The organism is Duganella sp. GW821-FHT01E12 (assembly GCF_059422325.1).
In genome coordinates, this window is sequence record NZ_JBWKWR010000010.1 from 198870 (window position 1) to 218897 (window position 20028).

Sequence of the window (20028 nt, forward strand, 5' to 3'; positions counted from 1 at the left end):
GGCGTATGAACTCCAATGCCGACAAAGACTATATCGACGCCAAGGTGGAGGGGCTCGACGCCAGGCTGGCTGCTGCCAGCGGGACGAGCGACGCCAAGTTCGGCACGGTTGATGCCCGCTTCGACGCGGTCAATACCCGCTTCGACGCTACCGATGCCAAGCTTGAGGCCATCATGGCGAAGATCGAGAGCGCTTTCCAACGGGCCACCTCGCAGATGGTCAAATGGATGGTGGGCGTATTGGCGGCGGGGATCACCATCGTCGTCACGGTGATGACCTTCGTGCTGAACAACGCCATCCCCAAGGCGCAGCCGGTTGCGCCCGTCGCGCCGGCCGCCGCAGCGGTGCCGGCCGTGATCATCCAGGTCACGCCGCAGGGCCTCACCGTGCAGCCATTGACCCCGGCGGCGCCTGCGGCGCCACCGGTCAAACCTTAAATTTCCAGATTGTCGATCAGGCGGGTCGAGCCCAGCTTGGCGGCGGCCAGCACCACCAGCGGCGTGCCCTGCGCCAGGTCGCCCGCGCTGGGCGGCTGCAGGTCGATGCGCTTGCGGATCGAGATGTAGTCCGGCTTCCAGCCGCGCTGGGCCAGATCCTCCATCGCCTTGTGCTCCAGCTGGAACACGTCCAGATGGCCGGCGCGCACCTCGTTGGCCACAAAGTTCAGGCTCTGGTACAGGGCCGGCGCCTCGGCGCGCTCGGCCTGCGACAGGTACATATTGCGCGACGACAGCGCCAGGCCGTCGTCGGCGCGGTAGGTCTCGGCCGCGATGATCTCGGTCGGCAGCGCGAACTGGCGGCTCATGTTGCGCACGATCATCAGCTGCTGGTAATCCTTCTTGCCGAACACGGCCACGCGCGGCTGCACGCAGGAGAATAGCTTGAGCACCACGGTGGTCACGCCGGTGAAGAAGCCGGGACGGAACTCGCCCTCCAGCGTGTTGCCCAGGTCGTCCGGCGGGCGCACGCGGAACTCCTGCGGCTCCGGGTACAGGTCCTTCTCGGTCGGCGCGAACAGCACGTACACGCCTTCCTTCTCCAGCTTCTCGACGTCGGCCTGGAAGGTGCGCGGGTATTTGTCGAAGTCCTCGTTCGGGCCGAACTGCAGGCGGTTGACGAAGATCGACGCCACCACCGGGTCGCCGTGCTTGCGCGCCAGGCGCATCAGGGACAAATGGCCCTCGTGCAGGTTGCCCATGGTCGGGACGAAGGCGGTGCGCAGTTGGCCGCTGAGTTGGTCGCGCAATTCTTCTATGGAGGTGATGATTTTCATGACTTGGTCGCTATGAGCGTAATGGGAATGGATGGGGCGCCGTTCAGGCCGGCGAATACGCCAGCCGCACGTAGATCGGCGCGAACGGTTCGGCCTGGGTGATTTCGATCAGGGTTTCCTTGGCCAGCTCCAGCAGCGCGACGAAGTTCACCACCACCACCGGCACGCCGCCGGCGATGTCGAACAGGTCGGCGAACTCGACGAAGCGGCTCGACTGCAGGCGCCGCAGGATGCCGGTCATGTGCTCGCGCACCGACAGTTCCTCGCGGCTGATCTTGTGGTGCTGGGTCAGCTTGGCGCGCTTCATCACGTCCAGCCAGGCTTGCTGCAGGTCGATGGCCTCGACCTCGGGCCAGGTCGGCACCAGGCTTTGCTCGATGAAGATCTGGGTGCGCACGAAGTCGCGGTCGAGCTGCGGGATCGTGTTCAGGTCGTAGGCGGCCAGCTTGATCTGCTCGTATTCCAGCAGGCGGCGCACCAGCTCGGCGCGCGGGTCGTCGCTCTCGATGTCGAGCTCGGACGGGCGCTGCGGCAGCAGCATGCGCGACTTGATTTCGATCAGCATGGCCGCCATCAGCAGGTATTCGGCGGCCAGCTCCAGGTTGGACAGGCGGATCTGGTCGACATACTTCAGGTATTGCAGCGTCAGCTGCGCCATCGGGATGTCGAGGATGTTGAAGTTTTGCTTGCGGATCAGGTAGAGCAGCAAGTCCAGCGGGCCTTCGAAGGCGTCGAGGAAGATCTCCAGCGCGTCCGGCGGGATGTACAGGTCGTTGGGCAGCTTGAGCAGCGGCTCGCCGTACAGGCGGGCGAGGGCGGCCACTTCGGTGGTGACGGCAACCGCTTCCAGCGCGGCGGCGCCGGCGGCATCGGCGGCCTCGGCCAGCTCCGGCGACAGTGGCGCCGCCACGCCGGCGAGTTCGCCGTCGCTTGCTGGCGGCTGCGCCTCAGCCGTATCGTCTGGCAACATCCTTGCCGCCCCGGGTGCTTAGACCTTGTTCTGGTAGACGTAGGCTTGTTGCTTGATGGCCGATTTCAGCTGGCGCTCCTGCTCGTCCAGCGACACCGGCGGACGGTCCCACAGCAGGGCACGGCCCTGTTGCTGGCCCGCTTCCATGCCCGGATTCTTTTCCTTGAGCGCCTTGATGAACAGGGTGTGCTCGGATTCGTACATCGAATGTTGTTTGGAGAGTTTCATATTTTTCAAGTGGGTGGATCAGCAACGGCTATTTTACCGCGCCGCGGCAGCCGGACGCCAATCCTATCGGTGGCCGCCAGCGAGAAACGGCGGAATCGGCTATGCTTAAGTTGCAATATTGCATAGTTTCCCCCGATAAAACCCCCGATGAGCACCCGCCTGACGCCCCGCACCGTTTTCCTGCTGACCCTGCCGCCTCTGCTGTGGGCCGGCAATTCCATTGTAGGCCGGCTGGTACACGACCAGCTGCCGCCGGTGCTGCTGAACCTGCTGCGCTGGGTGCTGGCGGGCGCCATCCTGCTGCCGCTGGCCGGGCCGGTGTTCGGGCGCGCGGCCGGCATGTGGCGCTACTGGAAGCAGTACGCGCTGCTGGGCCTGCTCGGCATCGGCCTGTACAACACGCTGCAATACATGGCGCTGCAAACCTCGACGCCGATCAACGTCACCCTGGTGGCGTCCGGCATGCCGGTGTGGATGATGCTCACCGGCTGGCTGTTCTTCGGCGTGCCGGTCAGCCGGCGCCAGATGGCCGGCGCCGTGCTGTCGATCGCCGGCGTGCTGCTGGTGCTGGCGCGCGGCGAGTGGCGCCACGTGCTGGAGCTGCGGCTGGTGGCGGGCGACCTGTTCATGATCCTGGCCACCATCGCCTGGTCGCTGTACAGCTGGCTGCTGACGCGGGCGCGCGAGCCGGCCGCGCTGCGCGCCGACTGGGCCGGCTTCCTGCTGGCGCAGGTGGCGTTCGGCGTGCTGTGGTCGGGCGGCTTCGCGCTGGGCGAGCAGGCGCTGGGCGCGGCGCCGGTGCAGTGGAGCTGGCCGTTGGCCGCCGCGCTGGCCTATGTGTCGGTGGGGCCGGGCGTGATCGCCTTCCGCTGCTGGGGCGCGGGCGTGCAGGCGGCGGGGCCGGCGATCGGCGCCTTCTTCGTCAACCTGACGCCGCTGTTCACGGCCCTGCTGTCGGCCGCCTTCCTGGGCGAGGCGCCGCACGGCTACCACGTGGCCGCGTTCGCGCTGATCGTCGGCGGCATCGTGGTGTCGGCGCGCCGCTAGGCGAAAGGTTGACGGAGCGTAACAAACCGCAGGCCGGGCCACTCTACACTGCAGCTTCGCCATCTTTCTCGGGAGCGACAGCATGTGGCACAGCGCATACACCACCACCGGCGTCCTGGCGGCAGCGGCCCTGATCGGCGCCGCCATGCCTGCCCACGCGGCGCCAGCCGAACCCAGCCTGCGGGACGCGCTCGCGCCCGGCCTGCTGGGCCTGTATTCCAGCGAACGATTCAAATTGGCCACCGGCCGCTGCCAGGACTGCGCGGCGCCCGAGCAGGCGCTGTGGTACTTCAGGGACGACATGATCGCCGTGGCCAAGGCCGACCCGGCCGGCTACGCGCCACGGCTGCGGGCGCAGGAGGACGTGCAGGCATGGCTGGCCGAGACCGGCGGCCGAGCGCGCGACCAGGCGCCGCCGCTGGTGTGGATAGGCTCGCCGCATGTGGCCGAGGGCCGCCTGGGCGCCGATGCGCGGCTGGCCAGGGCCGACGGCGCGCTCTCGCTGGCGGTCGAGCTGACGCCGAAACTGTCCACCAACCGTTCCTATGTCGATCCCTCCAGCCTGGCGTTCTTTGCCGGCGGCGACGTCAAGGCCCGTGGCGCGTTGACCGAGGAACGCTTCGTGCTGCGCACGCTGTGGCCCAAGCGCTACGCGATCGGCGCGGCCGCGCCCAGCGTGCCATTGGCCGGCGGCGAGACGGTCGAAAGCCTGGTGCGCGCCGAGCAGGGCGGCGCCACCGCGCCGTTCGCCAGCCGGACCTTGTGGCGGCGCGACGGCGGCCGCGCGCCGCTGCCGCTGGCCGGCAAGCCGGTGCTGGCCTTCATGCTCAACGGCGCGCAGGGCGACGACGATGAATCCTACGGCGGCCACTTCGCCGTCGCCACCGGCCGCTTCGGCCCGGCCGGCGAATGGGACAACTGGCTGGTGAACAATTTCTACAGCCTGGCCTCGGTCAGCGAAAAGGGCATCGTCGCCTCGATCCTGCCGATGGACGCCTATATGGGCGACCTCAACAGCGGCCAGGCCTGGTACCGGCCGTCCTATATGCTGGTGGCCGTGCTGAAGGACCAGCGCGCGCCGGCGCTGTACCAGGAGGCGATCGGCCGGGTGTTCAACCATTTCTACCGGCAGGATTTCCACTACCGCCACGCCAGCACCAACTGCGCCGGCATCAACGTCGAGACGCTGCGTACGCTGGGCTGGAGGATCCCGCGCCTGGGCGGCGAGAGCCCGCTGAAGGCGGCGCTGGCCTTGCCGTACATGGCCTTGAAGGAGGTCAGCCTGGCCAGCGGCCAGAGCGCCTACGACTACCTCAAGACCGAGCGCACCGAGCTGCTGCCCTTCGCGGCCTTCAACACCATCGCCGAAGACCTGCTGACCCGCCTGGCCGTGCCGGGCCGCGCCGGACGCGAGCAGCTGGAGGCGCAACTGGGCCAGGATCTGGAAGCGCTGCTGTTCGTGCGGATACCGCAGTTCCCGTCGTCGCGCGCGTACGGCAGCGATCCGGTGCTGTCGCTGCGCGAATACGAGCGGCGCGCGCCGGCCAACCACGCGGACTGGAAAATCGTGCCGGTGGCGCCGCGCGTGCTGCCGGCCTCGTTCCGCGACGCCGGCGCGCCGAGCGAGCGCAAGCCGCCGTCGGTGCTGGCGACCTGGCTGTGGTTCGGCGTGCTGGCGGTGGCCGGGGCCGCGCTGGTGGCGCGCCTGCGCCGCCGTGCGCCGCCGCAGTCGCAGTCGCGCTAATCGCGTGAATTGCGCTAGCCGCCCGCCGCTTCCTTCAGCGCGTCGATGAACACCCGCACCTTTTGCGGCAGGTGCGGCGTGGCCGGGAACACCGCGTGGATATCGCCCTCCGGCAGCGACCACTCGGGCAGCAGCGGCAGCAGGCGGCCGGCCGCCAGATCCTCCCGCACCGAAAACAAGGTCGCGCGCAGCACGCCGTCGCCGGCCAGCGCGGCGGCGCGGCAGGCGGTGGCGGTGTTGGTCGAGAACACGATGTTGCGCATCCTGACCTCGTCGTGGTTGCCGGCCTGGTCCACCAGCGTGAAGGTGTTGGGCTGGCGCACCACTGTCAGCGAAATATAGGGCAGCGGCGCCAGCGCCTGCGGATCGGCCGGCATGCCGTGGCGCGCCACGAAGTCCGGGCTGGCCACCAGCAGGCGCACCATGCGGCCGACGCGCGCCGCCATGTAGCCGGAATCGGCCAGCTTGCCCAGCCTGACCGTGACGTCGATGCCTTCGGCGATCAGATCGATCAGGCTGTCGCCGCACACCAGTTCGACCTTCAACGCCGGAAAGCGCCGCCGCAGCTGCGACAGCACCGGCGCCACCACCATCACGCCGTAATCGATAGGCGCGGCCACCCGCAGCGTGCCCTGCGGGACGGTGCGTCCGCTGCGGGCCTGCTCGATGGCCTGTTCGGCCTGCTGCAGCAGCTGGCGGCTGGACTCGTAGAAGGCGCGGCCGGCCTCGGTCAGCGACAGCTTGCGGGTCGAGCGCAGCAGCAGGGCGACGCCGACCTCGGCCTCCAGCAACTGCATGTGCTTGCTGACCATGGACTTGGCCAGGCCCAGGCGTTCGGCGGCGGCCGTCAGCGAGCCGGCGTCCACCACGGCGACCAAGGTGATCAGGCGGTTCAGGTTGATGGTGTTTAAATCGGCCATGGCGTGTGCGGGGAATGATTGTCCACTTAGGGTGAACTGAGTGTCCTATTTTGTCCAGCTTATCAGCACGATTGTAGCTGAATATACTGGCCAGACTATCCATCGTCACAGGACATCCATCATGAAACTCTACGGCTCCCTCCTTTCCGGCCACACCCACCGCGTGCGCCTGTTCCTCAGTCTGTTGAACTTGCCGTATGAATTCGTCCAGCTCGACATGCGGGCCGGCGAACACCGCTCGCCCGAGCATCTGGCGCGCAGCCCATTCGGCGAAGTGCCGGTGCTGGAAGACGGCGACGTGACCATCCCCGATTCGACCGCGATCCTGGTCTACCTGGCCTTGAAATACGACGACAGCGGCCGCTGGCTGCCGCGCGAACCGGTGGCGGCGGCCACGGTGCAGCGCTGGCTGTCCAACGCCTCGGGCAAGATCGCCTACGGCCCGTGCGTGGCGCGGCTGGTGGTGGCGTTCGGCATGCCGTTCGATCACGAGCGCGCCAAGAGCATCGCGGTGCGCCTGTTCGACGCGATGGAGGTGGAACTGGCCGGCCGCCGCTTTGCGCTGGGCGAGCAGGCCAGCATCGCCGATGTCGCCGCATTCAGCTACATCGAGCATGCGCCGGAGGGCGGCGTCTCGCTCAAGCCTTACCCGAACATCCGCGCCTGGCTGGCCAATGTGCGCGCGCTGCCGGGCTTCGTGGCGATGCAGGCCACCGCCTGCGGCCTGGCGCCCGAAATCATTTAAATCATTTAAGCGGAGGCCATCATGAGCGTTACCCCATTCCATGCGGGCGAACTGGCCATCCAGCAGCGGGTGGGCGTGCGCGAACAGATGGCTGGTGCAGGCAGCGCCGGTGTGCGCGACTACATGCCGGACCAGCATCGCCAGTTCTTCGGCGAGCTGCCGCTGTTCTTTATCGGCGCGCTCGATGGGGCGGGGCAGCCGTGGGCGACCATGTTGGTCAACGACGCCGGCTTCGTCTCCACGCCCGATGCGCGCACGCTGCGCGTCGACGGCGGCATGCTGGCCGGCGATCCGCTGCAAGGCCAGTTGCGCGTGGGCGCCCACATCGGCGGACTGGGACTGGTGCCGGCCACGCGCCGGCGCAACCGCGTCAACGGCGTGATCGCGGCGATGGACGAGGGCCGCATGCAGGTGGCGGTGACGCAGAGCTTCGGCAACTGCCCGCAGTACATCCAGGACCGCGTGCAGACGCCGGTGCCGGCCGCGCCCACGCCGCTGGTGCTGCGCGCCGACGCGCTGAGCGCGCAGGACCGCGAGTTGATCGCCCGCGCCGATACCTTCTTCATCGCCAGCGCCAACCTGGAGACCGAGGCGGGGCGCGGCGTGGATGTCTCGCATCGCGGCGGCCGGCCCGGCTTTGTGCGGATCGACGACGAGCGCACACTGACGTCGCCTGAATTTGTCGGCAACTTCTTCTTCAACACCATGGGCAATCTGCTCGCCCATCCGCGCGCGGGCCTGCTGTTCATCGACTTCGAGCGCGGCGACATGCTGCACGTGGCGGTGGACGCGGAGATCATCTGGGAAGGCGCGCAGCTGCGGGCCTTCGCCGGCGCCGAGCAGCTGCTGCGTTTTCACGTGCGCGAGGTGGTGCGCAATGTCGGCGCGCTGCCGTTCCGCTGGAGCGCGCCCAAGCCCGCCGCGCAGGTGGCGCGCACCGGCATCTGGGAGGAGGCGGATCGCGTGCTGCAAGCGGCCGCGCTGACCAGCGCGTGGCGGCCCTACACCGTGGCCGAGGTGGTGCGCGAAAGCGCCACCGTGCAATCGTTCTATCTGGAGCCGGCGGACGGCATGGCGGTGGCCGCGCATGTGCCGGGCCAGTTCATCTCGCTGCGCGCGCCGGCGGACGGCGAGGCCGCGCCGCGCATCCGCAGCTACACCTTGTCCGACGCGCCGAACGGGCGCCGCTACCGCATCAGCGTCAAGCGCGACGGCGCCGTCTCCGGCTGGCTGCACGACCATCTGGCGCCGGGCGCGCGCGTCGAGCTGCTGGGGCCCGGCGGCGATTTCGTCTTCGAGCGGGGCACGCGGCGTCCGGCGGTGCTGCTGTCGGCCGGCATCGGCATCACGCCGATGATCGCCATGCTGAACGGCTTGCTGGTGAACGGCAGCCGCACGCGCCACCGGCATGCCATCCACTTTTTTCATGGCGCGCGCAACCGCGACGAGCATGCGTTTGCAGCGCATCTGCAGGCGATGGCGGCGGGCCACCGCAACCTCAATGTCCACATACGCTACAGCGGCGGGGAGGGCGAACGCAGCGAGATCGCCAACTGGCAGGCCAGCAGCGGCCGCATCGACCTCGATTGGCTGAAATCACAGCTGCCGTTCGACGATTACGATTTCTACCTGTGCGGCCCGGCGTCCTTCATGCAGCAGATGTACGATGGCCTGCGCGGCCTGAACGTCGCCGATGCGCGCATCCGCTTCGAGGCCTTCGGGCCGGCCAGCGTGCGGCGCGACGCCAAGGCGGCAGCCAACGCCACCGAGCGTCCCGGCCCGCCGGCCGCGCCGGTGCCGGTGCAGTTCGCGCAATCCGGCGTGACGGCGATGTGGGACGGCAGCGCGGACAGCCTGCTGGCGCTGGCCGAAGCCAAGGGCGTGCCGGCCGAGTCGAGCTGCCGCTCCGGCCAGTGCGGTGCCTGCGCGGTCGGCCTGGTTGGCGGCGCGGTCGAATACACCCGCGCCTGTGCCGCCGACATCGCGCCGGGGCAGGTGCTGCTGTGCTCCGCCGTCCCCGCCGCTGGCGGCGCGGCCATCACGCTGGCGCTGTAAGGCCGCGCGTCTCAGGGACAGGCGCCGATGACGTAGTAGCCGGCCGCCGTCTGCGCCAGCATCGTGGTGTAGAACAGATTATCCAGACCCATGTTCTGATTGGAGCCGTTGGCCAGCGCGTAGCCGCCGCTGTCGTGCGCGCGGCCCGCGTGCACATGGGCGTAGTTGCTGGCGCTGACGGCGGTGCAGCTCCACGCCGGCGCGGTGGTGACGTTGATCGCGTTCGACAGCGCGCTCTCGCCGGCCGAACCCACCGCCGATACGGCGAAGCTGTAGCTGGTGCCGGCCGCCAGCCCGGTTGCGGTGTAACTGGTGGCGCTCAACGGCGACGCGTTCAACTTGCCGCCGTTGCGGTAGACGTTGTAGCCGGTGGCGCCGTTGACGGCGCTCCAGGCCAGCGCCACGGCGCTGGAGGTGGGCGTGCCGGCGCTCAGGCCTGTCGGTGGCGGCAGCACCGGCGCGCTGCCAACCAGGAACTGCGCCAGCGGACAGGCAGTCGAGACCTGGCCGAGCGTGTCGGTGGCGGTGACGCTTCCGGTGTAGTAGCCGCTGGCCACGTTGTAGCTCTTGCTGAAGCTGGCCCCGCTGCCGGCCGCCGCATCGTTGATCGCGGTGGGGCCGTTCAGCTGCACCGCGTAGCTGGCGACGCCGCCGCTGGCCGTGGCCGCGCCGCTGACGGTCACGCCGCTGCCGCTGACCACCGTGGTGCCGCAGGAGTTCATCACCGGCCCCGCCGTCGACGACACGCGCAGATTATTCTTGAACCAGAAATCCATGACGAAGGCCGGGTAGTTGACCTTGGTGCTGTCGACGAAGTTGGCGTTCTGGCCGCCGCTGCCGGCCGGCCACGCGTGGCCCATGCCGGTCACGGTGATCTCGTGCGTGCGCAGCTTGCCGTTGCTGTCGGTGTAGGGCACGTTGCTGCCGCCGCCGGCCACCGACACCGCGCCGCCCTTGCTGTAGCTGCCGCCGTAGGCCAGGCGGATGCCGGCCGTGTCGATCGGCCCGTAGGCCTGGGCCACCGTGAAATCGGACGTGCCCCAGATGGCGCCGGCGATCTGCGTGGCGAAGGCGCTAGCATTGGAGCCCGCCATCGCCTTGCACTGATTGCCCGCCGTGGTGGCGGTATAACCCGACGGCACGGCGCCGATCTGCGCGGTGGTGGTGCCCGGCGGCGGGCCGGCGTTGATGCCGACGCCGGCGAAGATGTCCGGCGCCAGGCAGCCCAGCACCATGGTCTCGCCGCCGCCCGACGACAGGCCAGTCACGTACACCTGTTTGGGATCGATGGCGTACTGCGGATCGTTGACGAAGCGGCTCACCAGGTCGAGCAGGATGGCGTCGTGGCCGGGTGCGCTGCGTGTGTGCGTGGTGTTGGCGTAGTCCCAGCAGTGGTTGTTGTAGACGTTGCCGGTGGCGTTGGGCGCGAGGATCACGGCGCCGTATTGATCGGCCACCGCCTTCCAGTTAAAGCCGCCATCGCTGGCGCTGTCGATCACGTCGCCGGCCGCCGTCTGCAGGCAGCCGTGCAGCACCAGCACCAGCGCGCGCTTGCCGCCCAGCGTGGGCTGCGACGCGGGCCAGTAGAAGTAGCCGGTGAGATTGCCGCCGTTGACGCTGTCGGCGGCCCAGGTCTGCTGGGCGCTCCACGCGCCGGGATCGGCCGTCGCCGCTTGCGCGAAGCAAGCCGCCAGCAGGATCGTACAGGCGAATATATGCGACACCAATCGCTTGATGTGGTTGGCCATGATAGTCTCCGTTGTCGTTGTGTGGGTGCGCCGGCGGCAGGAAAATAGTAGTTCAAAAAAGCGCGCGCACGCGCACCCCAGTATTTTTACTGTTGTGCAAACGGCGGGGTGTGAATTCAGCCCAGCGACTTGATGTAGCGGGGATCGATCTGCGCGCAGTAGCCGGCGCAAGCCTGACGGGCGGCGTTGGCGGCGGCGTGCACCAGCATCTCGGCGTTGGAGTGGAAGCACATCGACACGATGATGGCCGGCGGCTCCGGCTGCACCGGCAGTTCGATGAACTCGCCGTTCTTGAGCGCGTCGACCACGAACAGGCTGGGGATGGCCGCCACGCCGTAGCCGTCCTTCACCAGCTGCACGATGGCCGCCACCGACGGCGAGCAGGTGATGCGGGTCTGCTCCAGCGGCACCATCGCCAGGTTGGCCATCTTGCTGACGATGGCCTCGATCATGCGCTGCGGCGCGGTGCCGCGGCCGAAGGTCAGGATGGGCAGGGCCAGCAGGCGCTGGTTCAGGCCTTCCTTGCGCGTGTCGATCAGGCCCTTGCGGGCGATCCAGTGCAGCGGATACACGGCCAGCGCTTCGGAGACGATGTCGCTGCTTTCGACGCCCTCGACCTGGATCACCAGATCGAGCTCGCGCGAGCGCAGACGCCGCTCCAGCACATTGCTCATGTCGACGGTCAGGTCGACCTCCAGCTCCGGATACATGGTGTTCAACTCGCGGATGTACTGCGCCAGCCAGCTGTGCACCACCGATTCGATCACGCCCACGCGCAGGCGGCCGCGGATGGCGCTGTCCTTCTGCGCCGCCGCCATCAGCCGGCGCGTGGCGTCGACCACCGCCTTGGCGTGGCCCAGCAGGTATTCTGCGTTGGCGGTCAGGCGGAAGTCCTTGCTGGTGCGGTCGATCAGCTCCGTTTGCAGCTCCTCCTCCAGCGTCTTGATGCGCAGCGAGATGGCGGCCGGCGTCGCGTGCAGCGCGCGGGCTGTGGCGCGGAAGCTGCGCAGTTGGGCCAGGGTGACGAAGGTTTCCAGGAAGCGGGTGTTCATGGCAAACAAGAATACCTTAACCTGGCGCACCAAGATAGCGCAGAGTGGTAAGAAAAACTATACAACAACAGCAAAAATAACTAGATGGCGTGTAGGGTTATTCAAGTTTATTCTTAACTCAAGCAAGTTATTCACGATTTGATAGCGATGAACGAGACCAGCGCCATGACCCCGATCGAATTACGTCACAAAGTACGCAGCGGCGAATTCCGCCTGCCGACCTCCGGCTACTGCGGCCAATACGCCCAGGCCAACCTGGTGATCCTGCCGCAGGCGCATGCCGACCAGTTCCTGCTCTTCTGCCAGCGCAATCCGCGTTCCTGCCCGCTGCTGGCGGTGGGCGAGCCTGGGCAGTGGAACGTGCCGCGCCTGGGCGCCGACATGGACCTGCGCAGCGACGTCCCCGGATACAACATCTATCGCGGCGGCCAGCTGGCGTCGCAAACCCACGCGCTGCACGAGGTGTGGCGCGACGACCTGGTGGTGTTCGCCATCGGTTGCTCGTTCTCGTTCGAGCAGATGCTGATCGAGGCCGGCATCCAGCTGCGCCACATCGAGCAGCGCCGCAACGTCGCCATGTACCGCACCCATATCCGCAACCACAGCGCCGGCCCGTTCGGCGGCGAGATGGTGGTGTCGATGCGGCCGATGAAGGCGGCCGACGCCATCCGCGCGATCCAGATCACCAGCCGCTATCCGGCGGTGCACGGCGCGCCGGTGCACCTGGGCGATCCGTCGCTGATCGGCATCGCCGACATCGCGCGGCCCGAATACGGCGATCCGGTCGAGATCATGCCGGACGAGATACCGGTCTTCTGGGCATGCGGCGTGACGCCGCAGGAAGCCCTACGCCACGCGCGCCTGCCGCTGGCGATCACCCACCAGCCGGGCTACATGCTGGTGACGGACATACTCAATTCATCTTTAGCAGCGTTCTGATTTAAAACCAAAGTGGCACCCGCGACGGACCCGCACAGCGCGTCCGCAGGGGAGTGCTACGCCTGACAAAAGGGGACCACCATGAACACCAGAGCACTATCAACCACCCAGCCGGAGGGATTCTTCTCCTGGTTCCACGCCTTGACCGGCAAGGAGCGCCGCACCTTCTGGAGCTGCAAGATCGGCTACGCGCTCGACGCGATGGACACGCAGTTCCTCAGCTTCGTGATCCCGACGCTGATCGCCACCTGGGGCCTGTCCAAGGGCGACGCGGGCCTGATCGGCACCGTCACCTTGCTGACCTCCGCCGCTGGCGGCTGGATCGCCGGCATCCTGTCGGATCGCATCGGCCGCGTCAAGACGCTGCAGCTGACCATCCTGTGGTTCGCCTTCTTCACCGTGTTGTGCGGACTGGCGCAGAACTTCACCCAGCTGCTGGTGGCGCGCGGCCTGATGGGCTTCGGCATGGGCGGCGAATGGACCGCCGGCGCCATTTTGATCGGCGAGGTAATCCGCGCCAAGGACCGCGGCAAGGCGGTCGGCATGGTGCAGGCGGGATGGGCGATCGGCTGGGGCGTGTCGGCGCTGCTGTATGCGCTGATGTTCTCGCTGCTGCCGGCCGAGTGGGCATGGCGCTCGCTGTTCCTGCTGGGGATCTTGCCGGCGCTGTTCGTGATCTTCATCCGCCGCTTCGTCGATGAACCCGAGGTGTTCGTGGCGCAGCAGAAGAAGGTGGCGCCGGCCGATCGGGCCTCGTTCGCGCAGATATTCGCGCCGAAAATGCTGAGCACAACGCTGCGCGCCGTGCTGCTGACCACCGGCGCCCAGGGCGGTTACTACGCCATCACCACCTGGCTGCCGACCTTCCTCAAAACCGAGCGCCATCTGACGGTGCTGGGCACCGGCGGCTACCTGGCGATGGTGATCGTGGGCTCCTATGTGGGCTACATCGTCAGCGCCTTCCTGACCGACTACCTGGGCCGCAAGAAGAACTTCATCCTGTTCGCCACCGGCTCGCTGTGCATCGCGCTGGCCTACACCCGGCTGCCGGTGACGGACGGCGTGATGCTGTTCCTCGGTTTCCCGCTGGGCTTCTGCGTGTCCGGTGTGTTCAGCGGCATGGGCGCCTTCCTGACCGAATTGTTCCCGACCGAGATACGCGGTTCGGGCCAGGGCTTCAGCTACAACATGGGCCGCGCCATCGGCTCGCTGTTCCCGCTGATGATAGGCATGAGCAGCCAGTCGATGGCGCTGGGCGAGGCGATCGGTGTGTTCGCAGGCACCGCCTACGGCGTGATGATCCTGGCCGCGCTGACGCTGCCCGAAACCGCCGGCAAACAACTTGAATCCTGAATCAAAAAGGTAAGACCATGAAAAACGACATCCCCGCTCAACAACTCCGCTGGCAGTTCTGGGTCGACCGTGGCGGTACATTCACCGACATCGTCGCGCGCCGTCCGGACGGCAAGCTGGTCACGCACAAGCTGCTGTCCGAGTACCCGGAGCGCTACGACGACGCCGTCACGCAGGGCATGCGCGACATGCTGGGACTGAAGACCGGCGATCCGCTGCCGGCCGGGCAGATCGAAGTGATCAAGATGGGCACCACCGTCGCCACCAACGCGCTGTTGGAGCGCAAGGGCGCGCGCACCGCGCTGGCGATCACGCGCGGCTTCGCCGACCAGCTGCGCATCGGCTACCAGGACCGGCCGGACATCTTCGCCATGCGCATCGAGCTGCCGGACCTGATCTACGAAAAAGTGATCGAGATCGATGAGCGCATCGGCGCGCGCGGCGAGGTGCTGGAGGTGCCGGACGAGGAGCACCTGCGCGGCCAGTTCGTGGCGCTGCGCGCCATGGGCATCGACGCCATCGCCATCGTGCTGATGCACGCCTACCGCTATCCGCAGCACGAGCAGCGGCTGCAGGCGCTGGCCGAGGAGGTGGGCTTCACGCAGATATCCGTCAGCCACCAGGTCAGCCCCTTGATGAAGATCGTCGGCCGGGGCGATACCACGGTGGTCGATGCCTACCTGTCGCCGGTGCTGCGCGATTACGTGTCGCGGGTGTCGGCCGACACCGGCGACGTGCGCATCATGTTCATGCAGTCCAACGGCGGCCTGACCGACGCCGGCCGCTTCCAGGGCAAGGACGCGATCCTGTCCGGCCCTGCCGGCGGCATCGTCGGCGCGGTCAAGAGCTGCGAGGCGATCGGCCTGAAACAGGTGATCGGCTTCGACATGGGCGGCACCTCGACCGACGTGGCCCACTACGACGGCGCCTACGAGCGCGTGTTCGAGACCGTGGTGGCCGGCGTGCGGGTGCGCGCGCCGATGATGCACATCCATACCGTGGCGGCGGGCGGCGGCTCGATCTGCAGCTTCGAGAACGGCCGCTTCAAGGTCGGGCCGGAATCGGCGGGCGCCAATCCGGGGCCGGCCAGCTACCGCAAGGGCGGCCCGCTGACCGTCACCGACTGCAACGTGATGCTGGGCCGTATCCAGCCGGAGCACTTCCCGCGCGTGTTCGGCCCGAACGGCGACCAGCCGCTGGACCGCGACGTGGTGGTGCGCGCCTTCGGCGAACTGGCCGAGAAGATCGCCCGCGAAACCGGCACGCGGCTGTCGCCGTCCGCCGTGGCCGACGGCTTCCTGGCGGTGGCGGTCGACAACATGGCGCAGGCGATCAAGTCGATCTCGGTGGAGCGCGGCTATGACGTCAGCCGCTACGCCATGTGCTGCTTCGGCGGCGCCGGCGGGCAGCACGCCTGCCGCGTGGCCGATGTGCTGGGCATGACCAAGATTGTGATCCATCCGTTCGCCGGCGTGCTGTCCGCGTTCGGCATGGGCCTGGCCGACATCCGCGCCATGCGCGAGGGCGCGGTCGAGCAGCCTTTGAGTGAGGCCACGCTGGCCGATCTGGGGCCGCAACTGGTGGCGCTGGCGCGCGACGCCGCCACCGAACTGCTGGAGCAGCAGGTGGCGCAGGAGGACATCCGCGTCGAACTGTGCGCGCGCCTGAAGTACCAGGACAGCGATTCCGCCTTCGTCATTCCGCTGGACGGCATGGCCGAGATGAGCGAGGCCTTTGCGGCGCTGTATCGCGGCCGTTTCGGCTTCGTCATGGAAGGCCAGCCGCTGGTGATCGAATCGGTGTCCGCCGAAGCGATAGGCGCGGGCGACGGCGCCGACTTCGTCATCGAAGTGCCGGCCGGCGGTGGCGGCGATTCGCCGGGCCGCGTCTACAGCTATGTCGATGGTCAGACCGTACCGATCGCGCTGCACGTGCGCGCCGAGCTGCCGGTGGGCAGCCGCGTGGCCGGCCCCGCGCTGATCCGCGAGGAGATCGCCACCACCGTGGTGGACGCCGGCTGGACCGCGCGCGTGCTGCCCGACCACACGCTGATGCTGGAGCGCAGCGCGGCCGCCGGCAGCGCGCACAAGATGACCACCGCCGTGCATCCGATTCATCTGGAGATATTCAACAACCTGTTCATGGCGATCGCCAAGCAGATGGGCACCACGCTGGAGAACACCGCCTACTCGGTTAACATGAAGGAGCGGCTGGACTTCTCCTGCGCCATCTTCGACCGCCACGGCAACCTGATCGCCAACGCGCCGCACATTCCCGTGCATCTGGGCTCGATGAGCGACAGCGTGTTGTGCGTCATCCGCCAGCATGCGGCCACGATGGCGCCGGGCGATGCGTATGTGCTCAACGTGCCGTACAACGGCGGCACCCACCTGCCGGACATCACCATCGTCTGCCCGGTGTACGGCGACAGCGACAAGCCGCTGTTCTACGTCGCCGCGCGCGGCCACCACGGCGACGTCGGCGGCATCACGCCCGGCTCCATGCCGCCCAACAGCACCAGCATCCTGGAGGAGGGCGTCCTGCTCGATAACATTAAGATCGTCGACAAGGGCGTGTTCATGGAGCCGCTGGTGCGCGAGCTGTTTGGCGCCGGCCCTTGGCCGAGCCGCAATATCGACCAGAACATCGCCGACCTGATCGCCCAGCTGGGCGCCTGCGAGACCGGTGCCAACGAGCTGCTGAAGGCCGTGGCCTGCTACGGCGAGGACGTGGTGCTGGCCTACATGCAGCACGTGCAGGACAACGCCGAGGCGGCGGTGCGCAAGGCCATCGGCGGCCTGCGCGACGCCAGCTTCGCCTACGAGATGGACGACGGCGCGGTACTGAAGGTGAAGCTGACCATCGACCATGCCAGCCGCAGTGCCACGGTGGACTTCACCGGCACCAGCGAGCAGCGTCCGACCAACTTCAACGCGCCGCTGTCGGTCTGCAAGGCGGCCGTGCTGTACGTGTTCCGCACGCTGATCGACAGCGACATCCCGATGAACGAGGGCGTACTGAAGCCGCTCAAGCTGATTATCCCGGAAGGCTCGATGCTCAATCCGCGCTATCCGGCGGCGGTGGTGGCGGGGAATGTGGAGGTGTCGCAGTACGTCACCGACGCGCTGTATGGCGCGCTGGGCGTGATGTCGGCCTCGCAGGGCACGATGAACAACTTCACCTTCGGGAATGCGGAGCACCAGTACTACGAGACCATCGCCGGCGGTTCCGGCGCGGGGCCGGGCTTCGACGGCACGGCGGCGGTGCAGACGCACATGACCAACTCGCGCATGACCGATCCCGAGGTGCTGGAATGGCGCTTCCCGGTGCTGGTGGAAACGCACGCGATCCGGCGCGGCAGCGGCGGCGAGGGTGCGCAGCGTGGCGGTGACGGAGCCTTGCGCCGCATCCGCTTCCTGGAGGCGATGACGGCCAACATCCTGGCTGGCCACCGCCGCATCGCGCCGTTCGGCCTGGAAGGCGCGGCGCCGGGAGCGCTGGGCCGCAACTGGGTCGAGCGCGGCGATGGATCGATCGAGGAATTCGGCGCCACGCACACCGCGGAGATGCAGGCCGGCGACGTGTTCGCGATCGAGACGCCGGGCGGCGGCGGCTTCGGCATCAAATAAGCAGATGGGCGGGGTAGCCAGGGCTCGTTATCCCGCCTTCAATTTCAGAGCCTGAACAACTGGGGACAAAATGAAGAAAACTATGTTTGCGCTGGCGCTGAGCGCCTTGGCTGGAGCGGCTGCCGCTCAATCTAACGTGACGGTGTACGGCATCGTCGACATGGCGCTGGTGCGCGAGAGCGGCGGCGTTGGCGCCGCGGCGTCCAGCACCAAGTTGACCAGCGGCGTGGAATCGGGCTCGCGGCTGGGCTTTAAGGGCACGGAGGATCTGGGCGACGGCTTGTCGGCCATCTTCCTGCTGGAGAATGGCTTCCAGGCCGATACCGGCGCGATGGGGCAGGGCGGCCTGCTGTTCGGCCGCCAGGCCTACGTCGGCCTGCAGAGCAAGACGGCCGGCACGCTGACGCTGGGCCGCCAGTACACGCCGCAGTATCTGGCGGTGGCGGCGGTCGATCCCTTCGGCTCCGGCACTGCGGGCGACACCAAGAACCTGATGGCGTCCACCGGTAATAGCGCCAGCCGCATGGACAACGCGGTCAAGTACACGTCGCCGGTGGTGAACGGCTTCAATGCGGAAGTGGTCTACGGCGTGGGCGAGGTGGCTGGCGACAGCACGGCGCAGCGCCAGTTCGGCGGCGCGGTCGGTTACGCGAATGGCCCGCTGGTGCTGCGCCTGGCGCATCACAACCGCAACAACGATACGGCCACGCTGAAAAACACCAGCAGCGCAAAGAACACCGTGCTGACGGCGCTGTACGACTTCGGCGTGGCGAAGGCGCACTTCGCGTATGGCGTGGACAAGGGCATGAACAGCGCCTTGCCGCGTAATCTGAACAATCCGTTCGGCTACGCGGTGGCGCCGACGCCGTCGATCGACAGCAGCGTGGTGCTGCTGGGCGTGACCGTGCCGCAGGGGATGGGCACGTGGATCGGTTCCTACATCCGCAAGAACGACAAGACCAGCTTCAATCAGGATGCGGAGCAGCTGGCGGCGGGCTATCGCTACTACCTGTCGAAGCGCACGGACTTGTACGGGGTGTATGCTTACATCCGCAACAAGAACGGCGCGGGTTACACGGTCGGCAGCGCGATCGAGGGCGGCACCGGCAACCGCGGTCTCAATCTCGGCATTCGTCACGTTTTCTAAGGAGAGGTCATGAAAAAACTATTCACGGGTATGTTTGCTGCGTTGATGATGTTCGCTGCGCTGGGCGCCGGCGCGGCGGAGAAGGGTACTGCCGATGAAGCGGTGGCGATGGTCAAGAAAGCCGCCGAATTCATGAAGAAGAACGGCAAGGAGAAGGCGCTGGCCGAGTTCAATAATCCCAAGGGCGCCTTTATTCATAAGGACTTGTACATCTTTGCCTTCGGCGCCAACGGCGACGGCGTGGAGCTGGCCAACGGCGCCAACGTCAAGCTGGTGGGCAAAAACGTGCTGGAGATGAAGGACGCCGATGGCAAGTACCTGATCAAGGACATCCTGGCGCTGGGGATGAGCAAGGAGGGCAAGGGCTGGGTCGATTACAAGTGGCCCAACCCCACCACCGGCAGCATCGACGGCAAGCGCACCTACGTCGAGCGCGTGGACGACGTGGTGATCGGCTGCGGCATCTACAAGTAAGGAGTATGTATAGGGGGAGGCGTAATTCGGGCCTTCGCCAGACCATACTATTTCGCCCATCTATTTCCCTCTATTCCCGTTGGTTCCGCGCTATGTGCAGGCGCAGCAAACAAAATAGATGGAAATAGAAGACGGGAGCAGGAACCAGAGGGCGGAAATAGTACGATCTGTCGAAGGATGCGCGCGGCCTCTCCCATCGCGCACCCTCGGCGCGGATCAGCTCAGTACCTGAGCATGCGCCGCATCACCAGCGGCGGCGGCTCCAGCGGATTGGCGTGCGTGTATTCGAGTTCCTCGGCCAGTTCGAATTCGAAGGCGGAGTAGAAGTCGATCAGCTTGGGCTGGTCGCTGCGCACGGCCAGCCGCACTTCCTCCACGCCGCAGGCCAGGCCGTGGTGGATCACCGCCTCCAGCAGATGCTGCGACAGGTTGCTGCCCCGGTATTGCGGCAGCACGCCCATGCGGCACACTTCCCACACGTCCGGCTCGGCGTCCAGCGGCAGCCAGCGCACCGAACCCACCGGCTGTTCGTCCACCAGCAAAATAAAACCGCCGCCGTCGCGCAGATGGTCTGCGACCAGGACGGCGGTCTCGCGGTGGCCGCTGGAAGTGACGCTGACCTTGCCGGCCCACGCGGCGCGCGTGAGCTCGGCGATCAGCTGGACATCGTCATTCCTTGCTTCCCGAACCACGATGTTCATGCC

At 67.3% G+C, this 20028-nt stretch carries 17 protein-coding genes; 10 read left to right on the top strand and 7 right to left on the bottom strand.

Features of this window, described 5'->3' with window-relative positions; genetic code table 11:
* Window positions 1-5 precede the first annotated feature (5 nt).
* A complete protein-coding gene (locus AC07WS_RS24300) occupies window positions 6-437 on the top strand; it encodes a hypothetical protein (RefSeq protein WP_494731543.1) in 432 nt (143 codons plus the stop codon).
* Here AC07WS_RS24300 and panC read toward each other — a convergent pair.
* From panC to AC07WS_RS24315, 3 genes are read right to left on the bottom strand one after another with little or no spacing between them, the layout of a single operon-like run.
* Complete coding sequence (gene panC, locus AC07WS_RS24305; RefSeq protein WP_494731544.1) at window positions 434-1273, bottom strand: pantoate--beta-alanine ligase; 840 nt, start codon at window positions 1271-1273, stop codon at window positions 434-436. The genes AC07WS_RS24300 and panC overlap by 4 nt on opposite strands.
* A 43-nt stretch (window positions 1274-1316) precedes the next feature.
* Complete coding sequence (locus tag AC07WS_RS24310) at window positions 1317-2243, bottom strand: segregation and condensation protein A (RefSeq protein WP_494731545.1); 927 nt, start codon at window positions 2241-2243, stop codon at window positions 1317-1319.
* A gap of 18 nt (window positions 2244-2261) precedes the next feature.
* Window positions 2262-2471, bottom strand: coding sequence for a DUF3460 family protein (locus AC07WS_RS24315; protein ID WP_008450053.1), 210 nt, complete (start codon window positions 2469-2471; stop codon window positions 2262-2264).
* Window positions 2472-2618: 147 nt separating this feature from the next.
* Here AC07WS_RS24315 and AC07WS_RS24320 point away from each other — a divergent pair, with 147 nt between their 5' ends.
* Window positions 2619-3518, top strand: a complete 900-nt coding sequence (locus AC07WS_RS24320; RefSeq protein WP_494731546.1) for a DMT family transporter — start codon at window positions 2619-2621, stop codon at window positions 3516-3518.
* A gap of 82 nt (window positions 3519-3600) precedes the next feature.
* Window positions 3601-5262, top strand: coding sequence for a hypothetical protein (locus AC07WS_RS24325; RefSeq protein ID WP_494731547.1), 1662 nt, complete (start codon window positions 3601-3603; stop codon window positions 5260-5262).
* A gap of 14 nt (window positions 5263-5276) precedes the next feature.
* Here the strand turns inward: AC07WS_RS24325 and AC07WS_RS24330 are convergent, their stop codons facing one another.
* Complete coding sequence (locus AC07WS_RS24330; RefSeq protein WP_494731548.1) at window positions 5277-6182, bottom strand: LysR family transcriptional regulator; 906 nt, start codon at window positions 6180-6182, stop codon at window positions 5277-5279.
* A gap of 121 nt (window positions 6183-6303) precedes the next feature.
* Between AC07WS_RS24330 and AC07WS_RS24335 the strand changes: the two genes are divergently transcribed.
* Both AC07WS_RS24335 and AC07WS_RS24340 read left to right on the top strand, forming a co-directional pair.
* A complete protein-coding gene (locus tag AC07WS_RS24335) occupies window positions 6304-6927 on the top strand; it encodes a glutathione S-transferase family protein (RefSeq protein WP_494731549.1) in 624 nt (207 codons plus the stop codon).
* Window positions 6928-6948: 21 nt separating this feature from the next.
* Window positions 6949-8982, top strand: a complete 2034-nt coding sequence (locus AC07WS_RS24340; RefSeq protein ID WP_494731550.1) for a 2Fe-2S iron-sulfur cluster-binding protein — start codon at window positions 6949-6951, stop codon at window positions 8980-8982.
* Window positions 8983-8993: 11 nt separating this feature from the next.
* Here the strand turns inward: AC07WS_RS24340 and AC07WS_RS24345 are convergent, their stop codons facing one another.
* Together AC07WS_RS24345 and AC07WS_RS24350 are read right to left on the bottom strand one after the other, a co-directional pair.
* Window positions 8994-10730 (bottom strand): extracellular catalytic domain type 1 short-chain-length polyhydroxyalkanoate depolymerase, encoded by a 1737-nt coding sequence (locus tag AC07WS_RS24345; protein ID WP_494731551.1) that lies wholly within the window; start codon window positions 10728-10730, stop codon window positions 8994-8996.
* A 116-nt stretch (window positions 10731-10846) separates the two neighbouring features.
* Complete coding sequence (locus tag AC07WS_RS24350; RefSeq protein WP_494731552.1) at window positions 10847-11782, bottom strand: LysR family transcriptional regulator; 936 nt, start codon at window positions 11780-11782, stop codon at window positions 10847-10849.
* Window positions 11783-11929: 147 nt separating this feature from the next.
* Here AC07WS_RS24350 and AC07WS_RS24355 point away from each other — a divergent pair, with 147 nt between their 5' ends.
* From AC07WS_RS24355 to AC07WS_RS24375, 5 genes are all read left to right on the top strand, one after another.
* The gene (locus tag AC07WS_RS24355; RefSeq protein ID WP_494731553.1) at window positions 11930-12721 is read left to right on the top strand and encodes a putative hydro-lyase; all 792 of its coding nucleotides are present in this window, start codon (window positions 11930-11932) and stop codon (window positions 12719-12721) included.
* An 81-nt stretch (window positions 12722-12802) separates the two neighbouring features.
* On the top strand, window positions 12803-14074 hold the full coding sequence (locus tag AC07WS_RS24360; protein ID WP_494731554.1) for an MFS transporter: 1272 nt from the start codon (window positions 12803-12805) through the stop codon (window positions 14072-14074).
* A 17-nt stretch (window positions 14075-14091) separates the two neighbouring features.
* Complete coding sequence (locus tag AC07WS_RS24365) at window positions 14092-17703, top strand: hydantoinase B/oxoprolinase family protein (RefSeq protein ID WP_494731555.1); 3612 nt, start codon at window positions 14092-14094, stop codon at window positions 17701-17703.
* A 70-nt stretch (window positions 17704-17773) separates the two neighbouring features.
* Window positions 17774-18850: a porin gene (locus AC07WS_RS24370; protein ID WP_494731556.1), complete on the top strand. Its 1077-nt coding sequence runs from the start codon at window positions 17774-17776 to the stop codon at window positions 18848-18850.
* A gap of 9 nt (window positions 18851-18859) precedes the next feature.
* Window positions 18860-19324 (top strand): cache domain-containing protein, encoded by a 465-nt coding sequence (locus tag AC07WS_RS24375; RefSeq protein ID WP_494731557.1) that lies wholly within the window; start codon window positions 18860-18862, stop codon window positions 19322-19324.
* 221 nt (window positions 19325-19545) lie between these two features.
* Here AC07WS_RS24375 and AC07WS_RS24380 read toward each other — a convergent pair whose 3' ends face one another.
* Entirely contained in the window at window positions 19546-20025 is a 480-nt protein-coding gene (locus AC07WS_RS24380) for a GNAT family N-acetyltransferase (protein ID WP_494731558.1), read from the bottom strand.
* Window positions 20026-20028 lie beyond the last annotated feature (3 nt).

Bases quoted from the DNA above. Each gene is read 5' to 3' on its own strand.
- panC (WP_494731544.1), bottom strand. From the start codon at position 1,273: ATGAAAATCATCACCTCCATAGAAGAATTGCGCGACCAACTCAGCGGC.
- AC07WS_RS24370 (WP_494731556.1), top strand. From the start codon at position 17,774: ATGAAGAAAACTATGTTTGCGCTGGCGCTGAGCGCCTTGGCTGGAGCG.
- AC07WS_RS24350 (WP_494731552.1), bottom strand. From the start codon at position 11,782: ATGAACACCCGCTTCCTGGAAACCTTCGTCACCCTGGCCCAACTGCGC.
- AC07WS_RS24340 (WP_494731550.1), top strand. From the start codon at position 6,949: ATGAGCGTTACCCCATTCCATGCGGGCGAACTGGCCATCCAGCAGCGG.
- AC07WS_RS24310 (WP_494731545.1), bottom strand. From the start codon at position 2,243: ATGTTGCCAGACGATACGGCTGAGGCGCAGCCGCCAGCAAGCGACGGC.
- AC07WS_RS24315 (WP_008450053.1), bottom strand. From the start codon at position 2,471: ATGAAACTCTCCAAACAACATTCGATGTACGAATCCGAGCACACCCTG.
- AC07WS_RS24335 (WP_494731549.1), top strand. From the start codon at position 6,304: ATGAAACTCTACGGCTCCCTCCTTTCCGGCCACACCCACCGCGTGCGC.
- AC07WS_RS24375 (WP_494731557.1), top strand. From the start codon at position 18,860: ATGAAAAAACTATTCACGGGTATGTTTGCTGCGTTGATGATGTTCGCT.
- AC07WS_RS24325 (WP_494731547.1), top strand. From the start codon at position 3,601: ATGTGGCACAGCGCATACACCACCACCGGCGTCCTGGCGGCAGCGGCC.
- AC07WS_RS24365 (WP_494731555.1), top strand. From the start codon at position 14,092: ATGAAAAACGACATCCCCGCTCAACAACTCCGCTGGCAGTTCTGGGTC.
- AC07WS_RS24345 (WP_494731551.1), bottom strand. From the start codon at position 10,730: ATGGCCAACCACATCAAGCGATTGGTGTCGCATATATTCGCCTGTACG.
- AC07WS_RS24380 (WP_494731558.1), bottom strand. From the start codon at position 20,025: ATGAACATCGTGGTTCGGGAAGCAAGGAATGACGATGTCCAGCTGATC.
- AC07WS_RS24320 (WP_494731546.1), top strand. From the start codon at position 2,619: ATGAGCACCCGCCTGACGCCCCGCACCGTTTTCCTGCTGACCCTGCCG.
- AC07WS_RS24300 (WP_494731543.1), top strand. From the start codon at position 6: ATGAACTCCAATGCCGACAAAGACTATATCGACGCCAAGGTGGAGGGG.
- AC07WS_RS24330 (WP_494731548.1), bottom strand. From the start codon at position 6,182: ATGGCCGATTTAAACACCATCAACCTGAACCGCCTGATCACCTTGGTC.
- AC07WS_RS24355 (WP_494731553.1), top strand. From the start codon at position 11,930: ATGAACGAGACCAGCGCCATGACCCCGATCGAATTACGTCACAAAGTA.
- AC07WS_RS24360 (WP_494731554.1), top strand. From the start codon at position 12,803: ATGAACACCAGAGCACTATCAACCACCCAGCCGGAGGGATTCTTCTCC.